This is a genomic window from Bacillus sp. XF8, from assembly GCF_017498755.1.
Classification (GTDB): domain Bacteria; phylum Bacillota; class Bacilli; order Bacillales; family Bacillaceae_G; genus Bacillus_A; species Bacillus_A bingmayongensis.
The window spans coordinates 105,278-126,190 of record NZ_JAGDQK010000005.1 but is presented as its reverse complement, the minus strand read 5'-3'; the positions used below and the strand labels follow the sequence as shown (position 1 = coordinate 126,190).

Genomic DNA, 20,913 nt, shown 5'->3' with positions numbered 1-20,913 from the left:
ATGAAACAGTTATATGGTGTAATCGGAAATCCAATAGGACATTCATTGTCACCACTTATGCATAACGACGCATTTGAGGACTTAAATATAGATGCTCATTATCATGCGTTTCTTGTAGAAGAAGAGACGCTAGGGGAAGCGGTGAAAGGCTTGAAGGCATTAGGAGTATCGGGATTTAATGTCACGACTCCTCACAAAGTTTCAATTATGAAATACTTGGATGGAATTGATCCGTTAGCAAAGCAAATTGGTGCGGTGAATACGGTCGTTCATAGAGAGGGAAAGCTGATCGGTTATAATACAGACGGAATTGGTTATGTTCGTTCATTGCAATCGATTAGTAAAGATCCGCTTTATCAAAAGCGTATTTTATTACTTGGTGCAGGCGGAGCATGCCGCGCTATTTACTTTTCACTTGCAGACGCAGGTGTAAAAGTAATTGATATTGCCAACCGAACAGTAGAAAAGGCAAATCAGCTTATCGCTGGATGTCAAGCGAAGATTACATCGCATGCTCTTTCATTAGAGCAAGCAACAGAGGAACAAGGAAATTATGATATTATCATTCATACAACAACGATAGGAATGCATCCACATGTCCAAAGTACACCGATGCAAATTCAATCTTTGAAACACGGAACGATTGTTTCGGACATTATTTATAATCCATTTGAGACAAAGCTTCTGCGAGATGCGAAAGCGAAAGGAGCCATTGTGCAAAATGGAATAGATATGTTTGTTTATCAAGGAGCACTTGCATTTGAAATGTGGACAGGACATATGCCAAATATCGAAAGAATGAAACAATTAGTAATGAGAAAGCTTGGAGGCTAACTATATGTTAACAGGAAAACAAAAAAGATTTTTACGTGCAAAGGCACATCACTTAACACCGATTTTTCAAGTTGGAAAAGGCGGCGTAAATGAAAATATGGTAAAACAAATCGCAGATGCATTAGAAGCGCGTGAGTTATTTAAAGTGAGTGTACTACAAAACTGTGAATTTGATCGTCGTGAAGTTGCAGAAGAATTGGCTAAAGGTGCGAGAGCAGAAATCGTCCAAGTAATTGGAAGCACAATTGTTTTATATAAAGAATCAAGAGAAAATAAACAAATCAAACTTCCATAATAGCAGCTTACTGTGCTCAGGATATATATAGGGCGTTTCCATAGCTTACGTCCGCTATGTTCGGGATTCGTTCTTGCTAATAGGGTTTAGACCAATTGAGTTTTTACGGGCAGTAATTTTTCCATATATTGTTTCGGAAAGATTACTGCTTGTGAACTAAAGGGGGCGTTTTGTTTGAAAAAGATCGGAATCATTGGCGGCACGTTTGATCCGCCTCATTATGGACATTTGTTGATTGCAAATGAGGTGTATGATGCACTCGGGCTTGATGAAATATGGTTTTTGCCGAATCAAATTCCACCTCATAAACAAGATCGCAATATTACAAGTGTGGAAAATCGATTGAACATGTTAGAGTTAGCAATTGGGAAAGAGGAGTATTTCTCGGTTTGTTTAGAAGAGCTACAAAGAGAAGGTCCATCCTATACATACGACACTATGTTACAATTAACAAAGAAGCATCCGGACGCGCAGTTTCATTTTATCGTTGGCGGGGATATGGTGGAGTATTTACCCAAATGGTATAACATTGAGAAATTACTTCAGCTTGTAACTTTTGTTGGAGTTGCAAGGCCGGGTTATACATTACATACACCTTATGAAATCATAACAGTAGAAATTCCGGAATTTGCTGTTTCTTCCTCCTTATTACGAAAGAGGTATGAGGAGAAGAAAACTTGTAAATATTTGCTTCCAGAACAAGTACAGGTATATATCGAGAGGAATGGGTTGTATGAATCGTGAGGAAGCACTTGAAATTGTAAAACAACAAATGCATGAAAAACGTTATATACATACAATTGGTGTGATGGAAACGGCAATTGAACTTGCTAAACTATATGGCGTGGATGAGAAAAAAGCAGAAATGGCTGCTATATTTCATGATTATGCAAAATGTAGATCGATTCAAGAAATGGAAGACATTATTAAACAGGAAGAGTTGCCAAAAGATTTACTTCACTATAACAAAGAGTTATGGCATGCACCAGTTGGGGCATACTTAGTAGAAAAAGAAGTCGGCATTACTGACACTGAAATTCTGCAAGCTATTACATATCATACAAGCGGTCATGAAGAGATGACAATGCTTGATAAAGTTATTTATGTAGCAGATTATATTGAACCTGGCCGCAAATTTCCAGGTGTGGAAGAAGCGCGGAAATTAGCACAGGAAGATATAAATAAAGCTTTATTATTTGCATTAAAACGTACGATTCAATTTTTAATGGAAAAGAATCAAACGATCTATCCATTAACATTTCAAACATATAACGCAGTCCTGAAGGAGGAAATTACTGAATGAAAGACAAAGAGTTATTAGTATTAGCGGCAAAAGCAGCTGATGATAAAAGAGCAGAAGATATGGTGGTATTAAATATGCAAGGTATTTCACCAATTGCAGATTATTTTATTATTTGTCACGGGAATTCTGATAAGCAAGTACAAGCAATTGCACGTGAAATTAAAGCGAAAGCGCATGAATTCCAAATCGACGTACAACGTATGGAAGGCTTCGATGAAGCGCGCTGGGTTCTAGTGGACCTTGGTGATGTAGTTGCGCATGTATTCCATAAAGATGAGCGTGATCATTATAATTTAGAGCGTCTATGGGGTGACGTGCCACGTGAAGATATCACAGAAGAGTTAAGCCAATGAGATATGAGCAATTTGCATTGTTGTATGATGAACTTATGAATGATGTCCCGTATGATAAATGGGTAGAATTCACAGAGGAAAGCTTACAGCAGGCAGGCATGAAAGAGGCGAAGATTCTTGATGTAGCGTGCGGGACTGGGAATGTAACACTTCCGCTTGTGCGAAAAGGTTATGACATGATTGGCGTCGATCTTTCAGAAGAAATGCTAACGGTTGCTCAGCAAAAGCTAGGGGGAGAAGGGTATTTTATTCCTTTTTATCAACAGGATATGAGGGAATTAGACGTTCCAGGTGAATTTGATTGTGTAACAATCTTTTGTGATTCATTGAATTATGTACTGGAAGAAAAGGGGATACAAGAAACGTTCAGACGAGTGTCCCACCATTTGCGTCAAGATGGTCTGTTCTTATTTGATGTACACTCTTTATATAAAATTCATCATGTATTTCAAAATGAGACGTACACAGTTAATGGAGACGAGATAGCTCTCATTTGGAACTGCTTCCCTGGAGAAGAATCAGATAGTGTAGAGCATGACTTGTCATTCTTTGTACAGGATCCAGAGGAAGGTGTATATCATCGCTTTGATGAATGTCACGTGCAACGTGCCTATTCAGTTGAATTAGTAACAAAATGGCTTGAAGAAGCGGGCTTTACAGTGCTTCGTGTGACGGGTGATTTTGAACGAATGGAAGTAACTGAACAAACGGAACGTATCTTTTTTATGGCAAAAAAGAATGGATAAAAACAAAAGCAACCGATTAGGTTGCTTTTGTTTTGTTTAGAAAACGGTATTTTATTTATAGGAAAGTAGAAAAGTAATACTTATAAAATATAAAAATAAGAGTTTGATAAAAAATAGTATGAGAAAAAGATAAGGAGTTTTAAGAGGATTTTGTACCATTGTGGCGTATTATTTACGTGTGCTTATTAAATTGTTGTTCAACGCCTTCTAGATCTTCATCATATTTCTCATGTGTTCGCTCGAATAATTTATGGAACATATCTCCGACGTGATCCTCTAAAATCTGAATGCCCTCTCCTGTAACACCGCCTTTTACACATACTTTCTCTTGCAGAGTTGGTAATGTGAAAATTTCTTTTTCTAATAGTTTTCCCATCCCGATAATCATTTCACTTGCTAAAGTAGTTGCTTCTTCATGAGTAATATTTGTTTTATCTACAGCAGCATTAATGAAACATTGTAGTAAGTAGCTGAAGAATGCAGGTCCGCAGCTTGCGATGTCAGATGAAACTCGTGTAATATCTTCCCCGATCACAATAGGTGTGGAAATATTTTTAAACAAACGAAGTAACTTTTGTTCCCATTCTTTCGAACAGTTTTTTCCAAATGTAAATAGTGAGGCGCCAGAGAATGCTCGGTTTGTGATGCTCGGAATAATACGTACGACGTGACAAGATACAACCGTTTCTAATTGAGTTGCTGATATGGGGCTTGTAATAGAAATTAAACATTTTTCATCAGTAAAGTGAGCGGCATGTTTTTTTAATATTGGATGGATGTCTACAGGTTTAACACAAATAAAAATAAGCTGAGAGCGTCCAATTACCTCTTGCACTGTCTTTGCTATATGAACAGAAGGATACTTCTCTTTTATATGATGTGCTTTGGCAGGTGTACGATTAATAATAGTAAGGCACGAAGGTTTGACAGCACGGGTCTCTAAAAATGCATCGATTAGTATATTCCCCATGTTTCCTGTCCCTATAATTCCTATGTTCAATGTTTCATCCCTCCTTCGTAACATCTTTCTCCTAAACAATATGAACTATGTTGTGAATTTATGAATTGGAGGTATTAAAATCATGCAGAATTTTCAAAAGAAGTGGCTCGCTTTATTAGGGGCTGTTGGAGTTGTATTTATACTCTTTATGTGGCAGACGAAGCAACAGGCCATGCAACCGACCACGAAAATTGATACAAATGTGAAGAGTGAAGAAAGCAAAGATAAATTAAAAGTAGCAGAATCAAAAGAACAGAAAAAAACAATCATGATTGATATAAAAGGAGCTGTGCATCATGAAGGTGTATATGAGATGGAGATGGGCGCACGCGTAAAAGATGGGGTTGAAAAAGCAGGTGGTTTTTTACCTGAAGCTGATATGGCAAAAGTGAACTTAGCGCAGCTTATGCAAGATCAAATGCTACTCTATGTCCCGAAAAAAGGAGAGCAAGTGCAGGCAGCTAATCTACCTTCAGGGCAGGAGGGGAAAATTCAAATTAATGTTGCACCAAAAGAGCAACTCGAGAAAATAACGGGAATTGGACCTCGAAAAGCAGAAAATATTATGAAATATCGAGAAGAACATGGGCCGTTTCAAAAGATAGAAGATTTATTGGAGGTAGATGGTATTGGAGAGAAATCGCTTGAAAAAATAAAAGATAAAATAATTATTCCGTAAAGGATTGACGAACTTTTTCTTCTTTCGCTACACTACAAGTAGATGAAAAAGTAGGTGAAGATATGGAACGAATTTCTTGGGATCAATATTTTATGACGCAAAGCCATTTATTATCGCTGCGTAGCACGTGTACAAGGCTTGCGGTAGGAGCGACAATTGTTCGTGATAAGCGAATTATCGCGGGTGGATATAACGGTTCAATTAAAGGTGGTGTTCATTGTATAGACGATGGATGCTATGTGATTGATAATCATTGTGTTCGCACAATTCATGCGGAAATGAACGCGCTGTTGCAATGTGCTAAATTTGGTGCGAAAACAGAGGATGCAGAGATTTATGTTACGCACTTTCCTTGTTTACAATGTTGTAAAGCCATTATTCAAAGTGGTATTACAGCTGTTTATTACGCACAAGATTATAAAAATCACCCGTACGCTGTAGAATTATTTGAGCAAGCAAATGTAACAGTGAAACATGTTCCGCTCGAATATGATATTACATCGATAGAGCAACAAGAGCGTCATTTACAATTAAAAGAGCTGTTTTCATCTTTAGAAAAAGATGATTTAACAATGAATGAATTACAACAAGTATTCGCTAAAGCAAAAGAGATGCTATAAGTGTGTGTTCAAAAAGAAGGATAAAGAGTGGCGAGCAGTTCGAGGCACGGCCAGGAAAGTGCGGAGTGTAGATGAATCTATATGAGTGTCGGACTGACGACGTAATGAAGAAATGTGACAGCTATCTGTACCGGACTTTTTGAATATTCACGATAAGGGGGAGTATGAGTTGCGTGGACAGTGGGGCTATATTGCAATCTCGTTTGTTATGGGGATTGCAATCGCCTGTTCCTCGTTTCAGTTATTATTTGTTAGTTTATTTGGTTGTTATATTTTATTTTGTATATATCGTACTTCGCGCCAAGTCCTCGTTTTTTGTATACTGACATGTTCCGGGAGTTTCTTCTATACTTCATATGTTGAATGGAAAAATCAACCTTCAAAAGGATTAAACTTTGAAGTGACAAAAGGTATAATTCAAACAACACCTCTTATAAATGGCGATCAGCTTTCTTTTCAAATAGAAGTCAATGAGAGGGATACGTTGCAATTGTTTTACAAAATTCACTCAGCTGAGCAAAAAGGACAGTTGCAGAAATTATATGCGGGTATGAGCTGTACATTTAAAGGGAAAATGAAAGTGCCGCCAGAAGCACGGAACTTTCATGGATTTGATTATCGTGACTACTTACATAAGCAAAAGATTCATTTCTTATTTGAAGCGAAAGAGATTTCAAATTGTATTCAAAAATCTTTGACATTTACACAATGGATCTTTTTAATACGCCAAAACGCAGTGTCGATAGTCACAGAAATGTTTCCCGGGCAATCTGGAGCATTTATGAATGCACTGTTGTTTGGAGATCGGCAACTGATGACATTTGAAGTAGAAGAACGATATCAACAATTTGGTCTTATCCATCTATTGGCGATTTCTGGATCTCATATTGTATTGTTAATGGCAATTGGCTATTTTATTTTACTCAGGATCGGACTGACGAGGGAAATGACAACGATATGTCTTGTTGTTTGTATTCCGCTTTATATGCTTTTAGCAGGAGCGTCTCCATCTGTCATAAGAGCTTCTGTAACAGGTGTTATGTTATTGCTAGCACTTATGCATTCTGTTCGTATTTCAAGTTTAGATGCGCTTAGTATGACAGCTATATTCATGCTTTTATATGATCCTTATATGGCTTTTGATATTGGATTTCAATTTTCGTTTGTTGGTAGTTTTGCACTATTGCTGTCGGCAAATCGTCTGTTACAGCGTAATAATAGTCTGATTCAAAATACAATCTATCTTTCTATTATTTCACAACTTGCTAGTACTCCTATTTTGTTATATCACTTCGGCTATTTTTCTCCATATAGCATTTTCCTCAATCTTATATATGTTCCGTTTCTATCTTGTATTGTGTTACCATGTAGTATCGTTATTTTTCTTTGTATGTTATTTGTTCCTTTTGTGTCGACATGGCTGGCACATGGATTATCAGTATGTTTAATGTTTTCTAATGAAATTCTTCAGTATTGTGAAAACCTCCCGTTTCTTCGCCTTGTTTTTGGGCAAACACCTCTATTCCTTGTGGTTTTATATTGTTTTAGTATCATTGGTATATTTGTTGTGTGGGAAAAAACGGTCAAAAAATGTATTTTGTTCATAGCCACCGGGTTTTTCCTCTTTATATGTATTTGTCATTATGTTTCACCCTATTTCCGTGCTAGTGGAAGTGTGACTTTTATTGATGTTGGACAAGGGGATGCAATCTTGATTCGTCTTCCATATGACAAGGGGATCTATCTCATTGATACAGGGGGGACAATTCCTGTAAAAAAGGAAACGTGGCAAAAGAAAAAACATGAGTTTTCTGTTGGACACGATATTCTTCTTCCGTTTTTACAAAAAGAAGGGATTCGGAAAATTGATAAGTTGATTGTGACGCATGGTGATACAGATCATATGGGGGCGGCAAAAGAAATATTATCGTCTATTACTGTAGAAGAAATCGTATTTGGAAGGAAGCAGGAAGACGCGGTATTGGAAAAAGAATTGAGGAAAATGGCAAAGGGAAAGCATATACGGACAAACGTGGTTGGAGAAGGAGATGGATGGAAGATAGATGGAGCAGAATTTGTTGTGTTATCCCCGGAAGGGAAAGAAAAGGCTGATAACGATGCCTCTATTGTACTTTGGGCGAAGTTTGGGGGACTTAAGTGGCTGTTTACGGGGGATTTAGAAGAGGAAGGGGAGAGGCGTATTGTAGAACGGTATCCGGAGTTACGTGCGGATATTTTAAAGGCTGGGCATCATGGTAGTAAGACATCGTCTTCATCTTCCTTTTTGCACCTCATTCAGCCTAAGAAGGCAATCATTTCAGCTGGAGAGCATAATCGATATGGGCATCCGCATCAGCAAGTGCTAGAGCGTTTGTTGGAACTTGAAATTGAAATATGGCGAACTGACAAACAAGGAGCCGTTTTCTATGATTTTGAAGGTGAAAGGGGAACGTTTCGAAGTAAACTGACATATGATGAAGCACAGAAAAGATGAAGTAAAAAAAGAAAGGCCGCATGCAGCGGCCTTTAAGAACCGATAAATTTAATAATTGTTGCAATAATGAAAAGTGTTGCGAAAAAACCAAATGAGACGATAAAACCTACCCCTGAATCAATAGCGTCATTGCGTTTACTTTGAACGTTTTGCTCAAACTCATTCATTTAGAATCCCTCCCCAACATTCCATTTTAGTATAAGATATTGTCAGAAAAAAATCTACAATTTCCATATGAAGATAAATAGAGGATATTTGTGTAGAAGTAGGAGATAAATCTTATGCGAGTAGAAGGTGGAAATTTGATTTCCAAGCATGCTAACAGTTAACAATTATACTTATCCAGCAGTTGCGAATAATAACAGTAAAGTGGTTACCGCACACCAATAAGAATCCCGGGACTTATTGCGTGGCGTTTTATATAGATAAAGGAATAGGTTACTTAAGCCTGTTCCTTTGTACTTGTAAAACAAAAGATAGCGCATTAGTATAGAGATATATTGCCAAGTTAGGGAGTAGGAAAAAGTATGAGTGATATACATAAGAAGATTAAAAAGAAGCAGTTTGCACCACTTTATTTAATATATGGAACGGAAGCGTATTTTATAAATGAAACAATAAAGCTTATAACAACGGAAGCGTTAGCTGAGGAAGATCGTGAGTTTAATGTTGTAACGTATGACTTAGAAGAAGCGTATTTAGAAGATGTAATAGAAGATGCGCGTACGCTTCCTTTTTTTGGGGATCGTAAAATATTGCTAATTAAATCCCCATTATTTTTAACGTCGCAAAAAGAAAAAATAGAACAAAATATAAAGATTTTAGAGGAATATATTGCAGAGCCATCTCCATTTTCGATTATTGTATTTGTAGCCCCTTATGAAAAACTAGATGAGCGAAAGAAAATTACAAAATTATTAAAGAAAACAGCAGATGTAGTAGAAGCCAATGCGATGCAAGTACAGGACGTTCGTAAATGGGTTGTGGCTCGTGCGGATGAAGTGCATGTACATATCGAGGAAGCAGCTGTTAGCTTGCTGTTAGAGCTTGTAGGGAGCAATGTAACGATGTTAGCGAAGGAAATGGACAAGTTAACCCTTTATGTTGGGATGGGTGGAGAAATCACAACAGGGCTTGTGGCGGAGCTTGTGCCAAAATCGGTTGAACAAAATGTGTTTGCGTTAACAGAAAAGGTAGTGAAAAAAGATATTGCTGGAGCTATGCAAATTTTAGACGGATTATTTACGCAGCAAGAGGAGCCAATTAAATTATTAGCGTTATTAGTGAGTCAATTTCGTTTACTGCACCAAGTGAAAGAATTACAGCAACGTGGATATGGGCAAAATCAAATTGCTTCGCATATTGGTGTTCATCCATACCGAGTAAAGTTGGCGATGAATCAAACGAAATTTTTCTCGTTTGAAGAATTGAAAAAAGTCATTTTAGAATTAGCTGAAGCCGATTATAGTATGAAAACAGGGAAAATGGATAAGAAACTCGTCTTAGAGTTTTTCTTAATGCGTTTAAATCATATTGGATAAAGTGAAACTTTAATCAGTGGGGGGTTCTTCATCTCCCGCTGATTATTAGCCCTCACCAATCGGGCTTTTATGGGCAGCCCGCCCCCACCTAACTTCTTTGCTTTTGCTGAATTTTGAGGCGGGGGTCTTACTGCCCGCGAATAGCGGGGTAAAATAAAAGAAGAGGTAGCACGTTCAGAATCGCAGGTCATTGGAGGGCTCGACCGAGAAGCGCTTTTTGCTTCGATAGAGAGGGTGAAATGGCCTGCGATTCTAGCCGCTATAGCTGGATAAACTAAAAAAGTTCATGCCATTTGCCGCGTGAACTTTTTTGTATATAAAAAAACGACCCGAATGGATCGTTTTTTAAACGCCTTACGCGTTTACTTTTTTCGCTAAGCGAGATTTTTGACGAGCTGCAGCGTTTTGGTGGATAAGACCTTTACGAGCTGCTTTGTCAAGTTTTTTAGAAGCAGTTTTGAAAGCTTCTTTAGCATTTTCAAGATCGTTATTAGTAACTAAAGCTTCTACAGTTTTAACAGCTGAACGCATGTCAGACTTGATAGAAGCGTTATGTGCACGACGCTCTTCGCTAAGTTTAGCGCGTTTGATAGCAGATTTGATGTTTGCCATACTTTTCACCTCCCTGGTGCGATCGAGTGACTCGATACTTACATAGAACAAGTGATATTCTATCAAACGGAGAAGAGAATTGCAATAGCGAGATCAATGAAATTTCATGTAAAGGAAAGAATGACCTTATATAATTTTGGGGAATCTAACTATATTTACTATGAATTACGGAGGAGATACGATGAAAGAACCATTAGATTTAAGTAAATATAGTGTTAGAACAGACCTTGCAGTAGAAGCTCATCAAATGTTACAAGAACGTCAGCAAGAACAAACAGGAATCCAAGGTGTTGTTGTAAAAGAGCGTGAAGAAGAAGGTATTACGATTACGAAAGTGATAATCGAAGAAAGTGCTTCTGAAGCGATGGGTAAAAAGCCTGGTAATTATTTAACGCTTGAAGTGCAGGGGATTCGTCAGCAAGATACAGAATTACAGCAAAAAGTAGAGCGTATTTTTGCAAAAGAATTTTCTTATTTGTTAGAAGAAATTGGAATTACTAAAGAGGCGAGCTGTTTAATCGTTGGACTAGGGAATTGGAATGTAACACCAGATGCCCTTGGACCAATTGTTGTAGAAAATGTGCTTGTGACGCGTCATCTTTTTAAATTGCAGCCTGAAAGTGTAGAGGATGGATATCGTCCTGTTAGTGCAATCCGTCCAGGTGTAATGGGGATTACAGGGATTGAAACGAGCGATGTCATTTATGGCATCATTGAAAAGACAAAACCAGACTTTGTGATCGCTATCGATGCACTTGCCGCAAGGTCTATTGAACGAGTAAATAGTACGATACAGATTTCAGATACGGGAATTCATCCTGGATCGGGTGTAGGAAATAAACGAAAAGAATTAAGTAAGGAGACGCTTGGAATCCCAGTGATTGCGATCGGTGTTCCGACGGTTGTAGATGCTGTTTCCATTACGAGTGATACAATTGATTTTATTTTGAAGCATTTTGGTCGTGAAATGAGAGAAGGAGATAAACCATCTCGTTCTTTATTGCCAGCTGGCTTTACATTTGGAGAAAAGAAGAAATTAACAGAGGAAGATATGCCGGATGAAAAAAGTCGCAATATGTTTTTAGGGGCAGTGGGGACTTTGGAAGATGAAGAAAAGCGAAAATTAATTTATGAAGTATTAGCTCCGCTTGGTCATAATTTAATGGTGACGCCGAAAGAAGTAGATGCATTTATTGAAGATATGGCAAATGTAATAGCGAGTGGTTTAAATGCAGCACTTCACCATCAAATTGATCAAGATAACACAGGTGCATATACGCATTGATGAGAAGGGACAGCCTAAGTTGAGTCGATTTACGCTTCGGTGTATGAGTTGTGTTGTGCTGTTTCTTTTTTTGATGTTAATCGGAATTGGAATCGCTAATCATGGCTTAAAAAGCATGAAAGGCTATCGGCAGCCAACGTATGAACAAGTAACTCGAATGACGGGAACTGGAAGTGGAAATGTTGATCCGGAAATTTTAGAAGGTATATTTTCAGCTGGCGAAAAACAAAAACAGTTAGAAAGTCTCAGAAGTTTTAATGTTGTAGAAGGACTAGGGATGGGAATTGCGGAATTTGCTCGAACTATCGCTAAGTTTAGTACAGATATAGTAATTGGGAAAATAAAAGACATTTTTAACCAATTGGAAGAATAAAAAGAGGTTGTCTTATAACTTTGTAAGACAACCATTTTTTTGTTACAAAAAGGTTTGTCCCGCGTGATTTACTCGCATAAGATAAAGAGAGGAAGATTTGTCTTATAAGCAGCACGAGTTTTCATTGAATCTTTGCTGCTCTATTGATATAATCAGTGCTAGTGTATATTGGCGAGACTATTAGGAGTTGAGAACATAGATGAATAAAGAAGAAAGAGCAAAAAGACAGTCCAAAATTCGTAACTTCTCCATCATTGCTCATATTGACCACGGAAAGTCAACGTTGGCAGACCGTATTTTGGAGAAAACAAATGCGTTAACACAGCGCGAAATGAAAGCTCAATTACTTGACTCTATGGATTTAGAGCGTGAGCGTGGTATTACAATTAAATTAAATGCAGTTCAATTAACGTATAAAGCAAAAGATGGTGAAGAATATATTCTTCACTTAATCGACACACCAGGACACGTCGATTTTACGTACGAAGTGTCTCGTAGTTTAGCGGCTTGTGAAGGTGCGATTCTTGTTGTTGATGCAGCGCAAGGTATTGAAGCGCAGACGTTAGCGAACGTATATTTAGCACTTGATAATAATTTAGAGATTTTACCAGTTATTAATAAAATCGACTTGCCAAGTGCTGATCCAGAGCGTGTTCGTCAAGAAGTAGAAGATGTAATCGGTTTAGATGCATCAGAAGCTGTACTTGCTTCTGCGAAAGCTGGCATCGGTATTGAAGATATTCTAGAACAAATCGTTGAAAAAGTACCAGCTCCAGAAGGTGACCCAGAGGAGCCACTTCAATGTATGATTTTTGACTCTTTATACGACCCATATCGCGGTGTAATTGCTTATATCCGTGTTGTAAACGGTACAGTAAAAGTTGGCGATAAAGTACGTATGATGGCAACTGGTAAAGAGTTTGAAGTAACGGAGGTAGGTGTATTCACACCGAAAACAACGCAGCGTAAAGAGTTGACAGTAGGTGATGTAGGATTCTTAGCAGCATCTATTAAAAACGTAGGAGACACGCGCGTTGGTGATACAATTACACATGCGAAACGTCCAGCAGCAGAGCCATTACCAGGTTACCGTAAATTAAACCCAATGGTATTCTGTGGTTTATACCCAATTGATTCTGCACGTTATAATGATTTACGTGATGCATTAGAAAAATTGGAATTGAATGATTCTGCTCTTGAGTTTGAACCAGAAACATCTCAAGCATTAGGTTTCGGTTTCCGCTGTGGATTCTTAGGTTTACTTCATATGGAAATCATTCAAGAACGTATCGAACGTGAATTCAAGATTGATTTAATTACAACAGCACCAAGTGTTATTTATAAAGTATATTTAACAAGCGGTGAAGATTTGATTGTTGATAACCCATCTAATATGCCAGATCCGCAGTCCATTGACCGTGTAGAAGAGCCGTTTGTAAAAGCTGCAATCATGGTTCCGAATGACTATGTTGGAGCTGTAATGGAAATTTGCCAAGGTAAACGTGGTGCGTTTATTGATATGCAATATTTAGATGAAACACGTGTTACGTTGACATACGAAATCCCACTTTCTGAAATCGTATATGATTTCTTTGATCAACTAAAATCAAATACGAAGGGATATGCGTCATTTGACTACGAGTTAATCGGCTATAAACCATCTAAACTTGTGAAGATGGATATTCTTTTAAATTCTGAACAAGTCGATGCTTTATCATTTATCGTACACCGTGATTCAGCGTATGACCGTGGTAAAGTAATCGTAGAAAAATTAAAAGAATTAATTCCGAGACAACAGTTTGAAGTGCCAATTCAAGCGACAATTGGAAACAAAGTTGTAGCACGTTCTACAATTAAAGCAATGCGTAAAAACGTACTTGCAAAATGTTACGGTGGTGACATTTCTCGTAAACGTAAACTTCTTGAAAAACAAAAAGAAGGTAAGAAGCGTATGAAATCTGTTGGTTCTGTAGAAGTACCACAAGAAGCGTTCATGGCTGTATTGAAAATGGACGATAACTAATGAAAAAAGGAGCCGTTTATGCGGCTTCTTTTTGTGTATAAGCATACTTTTTTAGACATCTTTCCATCTCTCCTTTACAATAGTAAGGATGCTTTTTTGTGCAAGGGGAAAAGTGATGATTGATATAGAGTTAGGAGACGAATGATGTCTGAAAATATTCGAAAAGATATTCAAGAAAAGATACAAAATGGTAATTTTAATTGTGAAAAGGAATTGACTCTTTCTATTATTAGCGGAAAATGGAAAGTTGTAATTTTGTGGCATCTAGGTGTAGAAGGGCCACATCGTTTTAGTGAGTTGCAACGACTATTTCCAAACATTTCTCATAAAGTTTTATCAAATCAACTAAAAGAATTAATGGAAGATGGAATTGTCGATCGGACAGTATATCCAGAAGTGCCTCCGCGCGTAGAGTATTTTATGACGGATTTAGGCATGACGCTTTTACCAATCGTCGAAATGATGTATGATTGGGGAAAAATGCGAATGAAGCAAATTCGTAATGGGTTAGAGAAGTAAAGGAGCCTCCGAAATGCGGAGGTTTTCTTTTTAGAAAGGTAGGAGTAAAGTTTGATGCAAGCTGCATATATTCATATTCCGTTTTGTCAGCATATTTGTCACTATTGTGATTTTAATAAAGTATTTATTGAACGTCAGCCCGTTGATCAATATTTGGAGTATTTAGAGAAAGAAATAATAAATACGATTCAAAAGGTACCGTTTGAAAATATGAAAACAATTTTTGTTGGGGGCGGGACACCAACAGCACTAAATATGGAGCAGACTGAAAAGTTGCTTGCTATTATTAATCGTCGTTTGCGTCCGTTTGCTCCAAACTGTGAATTAACATTTGAAGCAAATCCTGGAGACTTACCGAAAGAAAAATTGAACCTTCTATTAGAAGGTGGTGTTAACCGAATTAGTTTTGGTGTGCAAACGTTTCGTGATGAATTGCTAGAGAAAATTGGACGTAAGCATACGAGAGAAGATGCGTTTGTAGCAATTCGTGAAGCGCAGGAAGTTGGTTTTACGAATATTAATGTCGATTTAATTTATGCATTACCAGGACAAACGATTGAAGATGTGAAGGAAACGTTAGATATCGCCTTCACGCTCGGTGTTCAGCATTTCTCTGCGTATTCTTTAATCGTTGAACCGAAAACTGTCTTTTACAATTTAATGAACAAAGGGAAATTAAGGCTTCCTGGTGAAGATCATGAGGCGAAGATGTATGAAATGGTAATGGATGAGATGGAAAAGTATGGCTACCATCAGTATGAAATTAGTAATTTTTCAAAAGAAGGCTATGAAAGTAGACATAATCTCACATACTGGAATAATGAAACATATTATGGTTTTGGAGCTGGAGCTCATAGTTATGTAAAGGGTGAGCGGATTCAAAATGTGGGCCCGCTTAAACAGTATTTTTCTAAAATCGATGAGACAGGATTTCCTTATTTAGATGTTCATATGGTAACAAAAAAAGAAATGATGGAAGAGGAGTTATTTTTAGGGCTTCGAAAAACAAAAGGAGTTTCTAAGTTAGAGTTCCAAAAGAAATTTGGCACGGGGATGGATGAAATCTTTGCAAGGCAGTTGCTATATAATAAAGAGCATGGATTACTGGAGGAAAAAGATGGTCATGTTTGTTTAACAAGGCAAGGGAAGTTATTAGGAAATGAAGTGTTTCAATCGTTTTTAGTTGATTAACTAGATGTTTCGTGTACATGAAAAAGTTTCACTATTTCGTGACGTTTCCGTTGACAATTGAATGTCAATTTTGGTAAGTTATTAATAGATTTAGCACTCAAAGATAAAGAGTGCTAACAGAGGTGATGATGAGATGCTTACGGAACGTCAGCTCTTAATTTTACAAACAATTATTAATGACTTTATTGGATCAGCGCAGCCTGTTGGGTCAAGGACGTTGGCTAAAAAAGATGAAATTACGTTTAGTTCAGCTACCATTCGAAATGAAATGGCGGATTTAGAGGAACTAGGATTTATTGAAAAAACGCACAGTTCTTCTGGACGAGTTCCTTCAGAAAAAGGATATCGATTTTATGTAGATCATCTTTTAGCACCACAGAACTTACCCAATGAGGAGATTGTACAGATTAAGGATTTATTTGCTGAAAGAATTTTTGAAGCAGAAAAGGTTGCACAGCAATCAGCTCAAATTTTATCAGAACTCACAAATTATACGGCGATAGTTCTTGGACCGAAAGTGAGTACAAATAAGCTTAAAAATGTACAAATTGTTCCGCTGGATTATCAAACAGCAGTCGCGATTATTGTAACGGATACAGGGCATGTACAAAGCAAAACGATTACCGTTCCGGAATCTGTTGATTTATCAGATTTAGAAAAGATGGTTAATATTTTAAATGACAAGCTATCTGGTGTACCGATGGCAGAATTACACAATAAAATTTTAAAAGAGATTGTGACAGTTCTGCGCGGCTATGTCCACAATTATGATAGTGCAATAAAAATATTAGATGGTACATTTCAAGTGCCTTTATCGGAAAAGATATACTTTGGCGGAAAAGCCAATATGCTTTCGCAGCCGGAGTTTCACGATATTCAAAAGGTACGCTCCTTGCTGACTATGATTGATAATGAAGCAGCGTTTTACGATATTTTGCGTAATAAACAAGTAGGTATTCAAGTGAAAATCGGTCGAGAAAATTCTTCGACTGCTATGGAAGATTGTAGCTTAATTTCTGCAACGTATTCCATTGGGGAAGAACAGCTTGGAACCATTGCAATTTTAGGGCCGACGAGAATGCAATATTCTCGTGTGATTAGTTTGTTACAATTGTTCACAAGACAATTTACAGACGGTTTAAATGGAGTGCATAAATCAAAATAATACATTCGCTCAAGCAATGAACATGATCATTGCGGGTGTGTAACATAAAAACTATGCTTGGATGCTCATGCTTAACATGAGCCCTGGTGTCTTTTAAGGAGGTGAAAGTTGTGGAAGAGCGTAACGAACAAGTAGTTGAAGAAGCGAAAGAAACGCAAACTGAGGAATCTATTACAGCGGAAAACAGTGAAGAAACTGTGGTAGAAGAAAAAAGTGAAGCGGCTCTTTTACAAGAAAAAGTAGACGAATTGCAAGCGAAATTGACGGAAACGGAAGGTCGCACACTACGTCTACAAGCTGATTTTGAAAACTATAAGCGCCGCGTTCAACTAGATAAGCAAGCGGCTGAAAAATATAGATCACAAAGTCTTGTGTCAGATATTTTGCCAGCTCTTGATAACTTTGAAAGAGCGATGCAAGTGGAAGCAAGCGATGAGCAGATGAAGTCCTTATTACAAGGGATGGAAATGGTATATCGTCAATTGCTAGAAGCACTGACTAAAGAAGGTGTTGAAGTGATTGAAGCTGTTGGTAAACAGTTTGATCCGCATGAACATCAAGCTGTTATGCAAGTAGAAGACAGCGAATTTGAATCAAACGCGGTTGTGGAAGAATTCCAAAAAGGTTATAAGCTGAAAGACCGTGTGATTCGCCCATCAATGGTAAAAGTAAATCAATAATTTACATAAATGTAGGAGGTTTCGCCATGAGTAAAATTATCGGTATTGACTTAGGTACAACAAACTCTTGTGTAGCTGTTATGGAAGGTGGAGAACCAAAGGTTATTCCAAATCCAGAAGGGAACCGTACAACTCCTTCTGTTGTAGCTTTCAAAAATGAAGAGCGTCAAGTTGGGGAAGTAGCGAAGCGTCAAGCAATTACGAACCCAAATACAATCATGTCTGTTAAACGTCATATGGGTACAGACTACAAAGTAGAAGTTGAAGGTAAAAACTACACACCTCAAGAAATTTCTGCAATCATTTTACAAAACTTAAAAGCTTCTGCTGAAGCATACTTAGGTGAAACAGTAACGAAAGCTGTTATCACAGTACCAGCATACTTCAACGATGCTGAGCGCCAAGCAACAAAAGACGCTGGTCGTATTGCTGGTTTAGAAGTAGAACGTATTATTAACGAACCAACAGCAGCTGCGCTTGCTTACGGTTTAGAAAAACAAGACGAAGAACAAAAAGTTCTAGTATATGACTTAGGTGGCGGTACATTTGACGTATCTATCCTTGAATTAGCAGATGGAACATTTGAAGTTATTTCAACTGCTGGTGACAACCGTCTTGGTGGTGACGACTTTGACCAAGTTATCATCGATCATTTAGTAGCTGAATTCAAAAAAGAAAACAACATTGACTTAAGCCAAGATAAAATGGCACTTCAACGTTTGAAAGATGCAGCTGAAAAAGCGAAAAAAGATCTTTCAGGTGTAACACAAACACAAATTTCATTACCATTCATTAGTGCTGGTGCTGCTGGTCCATTACACTTAGAATTAAACTTAACAAGAGCGAAATTTGAAGAACTTTCAGCTAACCTTGTTGAAAGAACATTAGAACCAACTCGTCGTGCATTAAAAGATGCTGGTCTTTCTCCAAGTGAATTAGATAAAGTTATTCTTGTTGGTGGTTCTACTCGTATCCCAGCTGTACAAGAAGCAATTAAACGTGAAACTGGTAAAGAACCATATAAAGGCGTTAACCCTGATGAAGTTGTAGCATTAGGTGCTGCAGTTCAGGGCGGAGTACTTACTGGTGACGTAAAAGGCGTTCTATTATTAGATGTAACTCCACTTTCTTTAGGTATTGAAACTATGGGTGGCGTATTCACAAAATTAATCGAGCGTAACACAACGATTCCAACAAGTAAGTCACAAGTATTCTCAACTGCTGCTGATAACCAGCCTGCAGTAGACATTCACGTATTACAAGGTGAGCGTCCAATGTCAGCTGACAACAAAACACTAGGTCGCTTCCAATTAACAGATATCCCACCAGCACCACGTGGTATTCCACAAATCGAAGTAACATTCGATATTGATGCGAACGGTATCGTAAACGTACGTGCGAAAGACTTAGGAACGAGCAAAGAACAAACAATTACAATCCAATCTTCTTCAGGTCTTTCTGATGAAGAAGTAGATCGTATGGTTCAAGAAGCTGAAGCTAATGCTGATGCTGACCAAAAACGTAAAGAAGAAGTTGAACTTCGTAATGAAGCTGACCAACTTGTATTCCAAACGGATAAAGTTGTAAAAGATTTAGAAGGTAAAGTAGATGCAGCTGAAGTAGCAAAAGCAACAGAAGCAAAAGAAGCATTACAAGCGGCAATCGAGAAAAATGACCTTGATGAAATCCGTGCGAAAAAAGATGCACTTCAAGAAATCGTACAACAACTTACTGTAAAATTATATGAGCAAGCTCAAGCAGCTGCTGGTGCTCAGCAAGCAGAAGGTGCACAAGGTAACGCTGGTGCGAAAAATGACAATGTAGTTGACGCTGAGTTTGAAGAAGTAAAAGAAGATAAGTAATAAAGTGAAACAAAATAAGTAAGATGACAAAAAGTCAAAGTCAAGCGTGCCTTGGCTTTGGCTTTTTTCACGAATAAGAAGAGGGCTTAGTATGAACTAAGTTTTTTATCTGAGGGTCTTACGTTTTTCTTTTTGCATACTGTAAGTGAGGAAACTTTGTTGCAAAGCACTTTCTTTCGGTGTTAAAATTACGTTTATGTGAAAGATTCGGGGGGTTACAAATTTATGAATAAAAGAGATTATTATGAGGTGCTTGGCCTTAGTAAGGGCGCTTCAAAAGATGAAATCAAAAAAGCATACCGTCGTTTGGCTAAAAAATATCATCCAGACGTAAGTAAAGAAGAAAACGCAATTGAAAAGTTTAAAGAAGTACAAGAAGCATATGAAGTTTTAAGTGATGATCAAAAACGTGCGCAGTACGATCAGTTTGGTCATGCTGATCCAAATCAAGGTTTTGGCGGCTTCGGCGGTGGAGACTTTGGTGGTGGCTTCGGATTTGAAGATATCTTTAGTTCGTTCTTTGGCGGAGGTGGCGGCAGACGCCGTGATCCAAATGCACCGCGTCAAGGAGCGGACTTACAATACCAAGTTACTTTAGACTTTGAAGAAGCAATTTTTGGTAAAGAATTAAATGTTGAAATTCCAGTGGAAGACCCATGTGACACATGTCACGGCAGTGGGGCAAAACCAGGAACTTCAAAAGAAACATGTAAGCATTGTTCAGGAACAGGTCAAGTGAGCGTAGAACAAAATACACCATTTGGTCGTATTGTAAATCGTCAAGCGTGTAAGCATTGTTCAGGAACAGGTCAAATGATTAAAGAGAAATGTACAACATGTCATGGCTCTGGAAAAGTACGTAAACGTAAAAAAATTAACGTTAAAATTCCAGCAGGTATTGATAATGGTCAACAAATCCGTGTGTCTGGTAAAGGGGAAGCGGGTGTGAATGGCGGCCCAGCTGGGGACTTATATGTTGTTGTTCATGTAAGAAATCATGAGTTCTTCGAGCGTGATGGGGATCATATTGTTTGTGAAATGCCATTAACATTCGCGCAAGTAGCACTTGGTGCTGAAGTGGAAGTTCCAACTGTTCATGGAAAAGTGAAACTAAAAATTCCGGCAGGTACACAAACTGGAACGGAATTCCGCTTAAAAGGAAAAGGTGCTCCAAACGTACGTGGGTATGGTCAAGGTGATCAATACGTAGTTGTTCGTGTTATTGTACCAACGAAACTAACATCACATCAAAAAGATTTATTGCGTGAATTTGCAGGACAAGAAGATCAAGATGATAGCTTATTCGGAAAGCTTAAACGTGCTTTCAAAGGGGAATAA

At 37.8% G+C, this 20,913-nt stretch carries 22 protein-coding genes; 19 read left to right on the top strand and 3 right to left on the bottom strand.

Features of this window, described 5'->3' with window-relative positions; translation table 11 throughout:
* The 6 genes from aroE (at position 1) to J4P91_RS05950 (ending at position 3,531) form a co-directional block, all read left to right on the top strand.
* Positions 1-834: a shikimate dehydrogenase gene (gene aroE, locus J4P91_RS05975; RefSeq protein ID WP_017150750.1), complete on the top strand. Its 834-nt coding sequence runs from the start codon at positions 1-3 to the stop codon at positions 832-834.
* A gap of 4 nt (positions 835-838) precedes the next feature.
* Complete coding sequence (gene yhbY / locus J4P91_RS05970) at positions 839-1,129, top strand: ribosome assembly RNA-binding protein YhbY (protein ID WP_017150751.1); 291 nt, start codon at positions 839-841, stop codon at positions 1,127-1,129.
* A gap of 174 nt (positions 1,130-1,303) precedes the next feature.
* The gene (locus tag J4P91_RS05965) at positions 1,304-1,873 is read left to right on the top strand and encodes a nicotinate-nucleotide adenylyltransferase (RefSeq protein ID WP_207993233.1); all 570 of its coding nucleotides are present in this window, start codon (positions 1,304-1,306) and stop codon (positions 1,871-1,873) included.
* Positions 1,863-2,432 (top strand): bis(5'-nucleosyl)-tetraphosphatase (symmetrical) YqeK, encoded by a 570-nt coding sequence (gene yqeK, locus J4P91_RS05960; RefSeq protein WP_207993232.1) that lies wholly within the window; start codon positions 1,863-1,865, stop codon positions 2,430-2,432. Before J4P91_RS05965 ends, yqeK begins: the two co-directional genes overlap by 11 nt.
* Positions 2,429-2,785 carry a ribosome silencing factor gene (gene rsfS / locus J4P91_RS05955; protein ID WP_016116389.1) on the top strand — a complete coding sequence of 119 codons (357 nt, stop codon included), beginning with the start codon at positions 2,429-2,431 and terminating at the stop codon, positions 2,783-2,785. The genes yqeK and rsfS overlap by 4 nt, the downstream gene beginning before the upstream one ends.
* Positions 2,782-3,531, top strand: coding sequence for a methyltransferase domain-containing protein (locus J4P91_RS05950; protein ID WP_017150754.1), 750 nt, complete (start codon positions 2,782-2,784; stop codon positions 3,529-3,531). Before rsfS ends, J4P91_RS05950 begins: the two co-directional genes overlap by 4 nt.
* Before the next feature lie 172 nt (positions 3,532-3,703).
* Here the strand turns inward: J4P91_RS05950 and comER are convergent, their stop codons facing one another.
* Positions 3,704-4,531, bottom strand: a complete 828-nt coding sequence (gene comER, locus J4P91_RS05945) for a late competence protein ComER (protein ID WP_207993231.1) — start codon at positions 4,529-4,531, stop codon at positions 3,704-3,706.
* A gap of 82 nt (positions 4,532-4,613) precedes the next feature.
* On the opposite strand from comER, the gene J4P91_RS05940 reads away from it, so the two are divergent.
* The 3 genes from J4P91_RS05940 (at position 4,614) to J4P91_RS05930 (ending at position 8,324) form a co-directional block, all read left to right on the top strand.
* Entirely contained in the window at positions 4,614-5,210 is a 597-nt protein-coding gene (locus tag J4P91_RS05940) for a helix-hairpin-helix domain-containing protein (RefSeq protein WP_207993230.1), read from the top strand.
* Between the two features lie 62 nt (positions 5,211-5,272).
* Positions 5,273-5,830 carry a ComE operon protein 2 gene (locus J4P91_RS05935; RefSeq protein WP_207993229.1) on the top strand — a complete coding sequence of 186 codons (558 nt, stop codon included), beginning with the start codon at positions 5,273-5,275 and terminating at the stop codon, positions 5,828-5,830.
* Between the two features lie 169 nt (positions 5,831-5,999).
* On the top strand, positions 6,000-8,324 hold the full coding sequence (locus J4P91_RS05930; protein WP_207993228.1) for a DNA internalization-related competence protein ComEC/Rec2: 2,325 nt from the start codon (positions 6,000-6,002) through the stop codon (positions 8,322-8,324).
* A 32-nt stretch (positions 8,325-8,356) separates the two neighbouring features.
* Here the strand turns inward: J4P91_RS05930 and J4P91_RS05925 are convergent, their stop codons facing one another.
* A complete protein-coding gene (locus J4P91_RS05925) occupies positions 8,357-8,491 on the bottom strand; it encodes a YqzM family protein (protein ID WP_001001652.1) in 135 nt (44 codons plus the stop codon).
* 360 nt (positions 8,492-8,851) lie between these two features.
* Between J4P91_RS05925 and holA the strand changes: the two genes are divergently transcribed.
* A complete protein-coding gene (holA, locus tag J4P91_RS05920; protein WP_017150759.1) occupies positions 8,852-9,865 on the top strand; it encodes a DNA polymerase III subunit delta in 1,014 nt (337 codons plus the stop codon).
* Between the two features lie 354 nt (positions 9,866-10,219).
* Here holA and rpsT read toward each other — a convergent pair whose 3' ends face one another.
* On the bottom strand, positions 10,220-10,477 hold the full coding sequence (rpsT, locus tag J4P91_RS05915; RefSeq protein WP_017150760.1) for a 30S ribosomal protein S20: 258 nt from the start codon (positions 10,475-10,477) through the stop codon (positions 10,220-10,222).
* A gap of 181 nt (positions 10,478-10,658) precedes the next feature.
* Here rpsT and gpr point away from each other — a divergent pair, with 181 nt between their 5' ends.
* The 9 genes from gpr to dnaJ all read left to right on the top strand — a co-directional run bounded on the left by gpr (position 10,659) and on the right by dnaJ (position 20,913).
* Positions 10,659-11,762, top strand: a complete 1,104-nt coding sequence (gene gpr / locus J4P91_RS05910) for a GPR endopeptidase (RefSeq protein ID WP_017150761.1) — start codon at positions 10,659-10,661, stop codon at positions 11,760-11,762.
* A gap of 19 nt (positions 11,763-11,781) precedes the next feature.
* Entirely contained in the window at positions 11,782-12,135 is a 354-nt protein-coding gene (locus J4P91_RS05905; protein WP_026049139.1) for a DUF3679 domain-containing protein, read from the top strand.
* A 199-nt stretch (positions 12,136-12,334) separates the two neighbouring features.
* A complete protein-coding gene (gene lepA / locus J4P91_RS05900) occupies positions 12,335-14,158 on the top strand; it encodes an elongation factor 4 (RefSeq protein WP_017150763.1) in 1,824 nt (607 codons plus the stop codon).
* A gap of 144 nt (positions 14,159-14,302) precedes the next feature.
* Complete coding sequence (locus J4P91_RS05895; protein WP_017150764.1) at positions 14,303-14,677, top strand: winged helix-turn-helix transcriptional regulator; 375 nt, start codon at positions 14,303-14,305, stop codon at positions 14,675-14,677.
* Between the two features lie 51 nt (positions 14,678-14,728).
* Positions 14,729-15,868: a radical SAM family heme chaperone HemW gene (hemW, locus tag J4P91_RS05890; protein ID WP_026049140.1), complete on the top strand. Its 1,140-nt coding sequence runs from the start codon at positions 14,729-14,731 to the stop codon at positions 15,866-15,868.
* Positions 15,869-16,001: 133 nt separating this feature from the next.
* A complete protein-coding gene (gene hrcA, locus J4P91_RS05885; protein WP_207993227.1) occupies positions 16,002-17,033 on the top strand; it encodes a heat-inducible transcriptional repressor HrcA in 1,032 nt (343 codons plus the stop codon).
* Positions 17,034-17,143: 110 nt separating this feature from the next.
* Complete coding sequence (gene grpE / locus J4P91_RS05880; RefSeq protein ID WP_207993226.1) at positions 17,144-17,713, top strand: nucleotide exchange factor GrpE; 570 nt, start codon at positions 17,144-17,146, stop codon at positions 17,711-17,713.
* A 26-nt stretch (positions 17,714-17,739) separates the two neighbouring features.
* Positions 17,740-19,575 (top strand): chaperone protein DnaK, encoded by a 1,836-nt coding sequence (dnaK, locus tag J4P91_RS05875; RefSeq protein ID WP_017150767.1) that lies wholly within the window; start codon positions 17,740-17,742, stop codon positions 19,573-19,575.
* Positions 19,576-19,800: 225 nt separating this feature from the next.
* Positions 19,801-20,913 (top strand): chaperone protein DnaJ, encoded by a 1,113-nt coding sequence (dnaJ, locus tag J4P91_RS05870; RefSeq protein ID WP_017150768.1) that lies wholly within the window; start codon positions 19,801-19,803, stop codon positions 20,911-20,913.

Excerpts from the sequence above, each read along its gene's own strand:
- J4P91_RS05935 (WP_207993229.1), top strand. The coding sequence starts at position 5,273 with ATGGAACGAATTTCTTGGGATCAATATTTTATGACGCAAAGCCATTTA.
- J4P91_RS05950 (WP_017150754.1), top strand. The coding sequence starts at position 2,782 with ATGAGATATGAGCAATTTGCATTGTTGTATGATGAACTTATGAATGAT.
- dnaJ (WP_017150768.1), top strand. The coding sequence starts at position 19,801 with ATGAATAAAAGAGATTATTATGAGGTGCTTGGCCTTAGTAAGGGCGCT.
- J4P91_RS05895 (WP_017150764.1), top strand. The coding sequence starts at position 14,303 with ATGTCTGAAAATATTCGAAAAGATATTCAAGAAAAGATACAAAATGGT.
- rpsT (WP_017150760.1), bottom strand. The coding sequence starts at position 10,477 with ATGGCAAACATCAAATCTGCTATCAAACGCGCTAAACTTAGCGAAGAG.
- yhbY (WP_017150751.1), top strand. The coding sequence starts at position 839 with ATGTTAACAGGAAAACAAAAAAGATTTTTACGTGCAAAGGCACATCAC.
- aroE (WP_017150750.1), top strand. The coding sequence starts at position 1 with ATGAAACAGTTATATGGTGTAATCGGAAATCCAATAGGACATTCATTG.
- dnaK (WP_017150767.1), top strand. The coding sequence starts at position 17,740 with ATGAGTAAAATTATCGGTATTGACTTAGGTACAACAAACTCTTGTGTA.
- yqeK (WP_207993232.1), top strand. The coding sequence starts at position 1,863 with ATGAATCGTGAGGAAGCACTTGAAATTGTAAAACAACAAATGCATGAA.
- lepA (WP_017150763.1), top strand. The coding sequence starts at position 12,335 with ATGAATAAAGAAGAAAGAGCAAAAAGACAGTCCAAAATTCGTAACTTC.
- J4P91_RS05940 (WP_207993230.1), top strand. The coding sequence starts at position 4,614 with ATGCAGAATTTTCAAAAGAAGTGGCTCGCTTTATTAGGGGCTGTTGGA.
- gpr (WP_017150761.1), top strand. The coding sequence starts at position 10,659 with ATGAAAGAACCATTAGATTTAAGTAAATATAGTGTTAGAACAGACCTT.
- rsfS (WP_016116389.1), top strand. The coding sequence starts at position 2,429 with ATGAAAGACAAAGAGTTATTAGTATTAGCGGCAAAAGCAGCTGATGAT.
- holA (WP_017150759.1), top strand. The coding sequence starts at position 8,852 with ATGAGTGATATACATAAGAAGATTAAAAAGAAGCAGTTTGCACCACTT.
- J4P91_RS05925 (WP_001001652.1), bottom strand. The coding sequence starts at position 8,491 with ATGAATGAGTTTGAGCAAAACGTTCAAAGTAAACGCAATGACGCTATT.
- hrcA (WP_207993227.1), top strand. The coding sequence starts at position 16,002 with ATGCTTACGGAACGTCAGCTCTTAATTTTACAAACAATTATTAATGAC.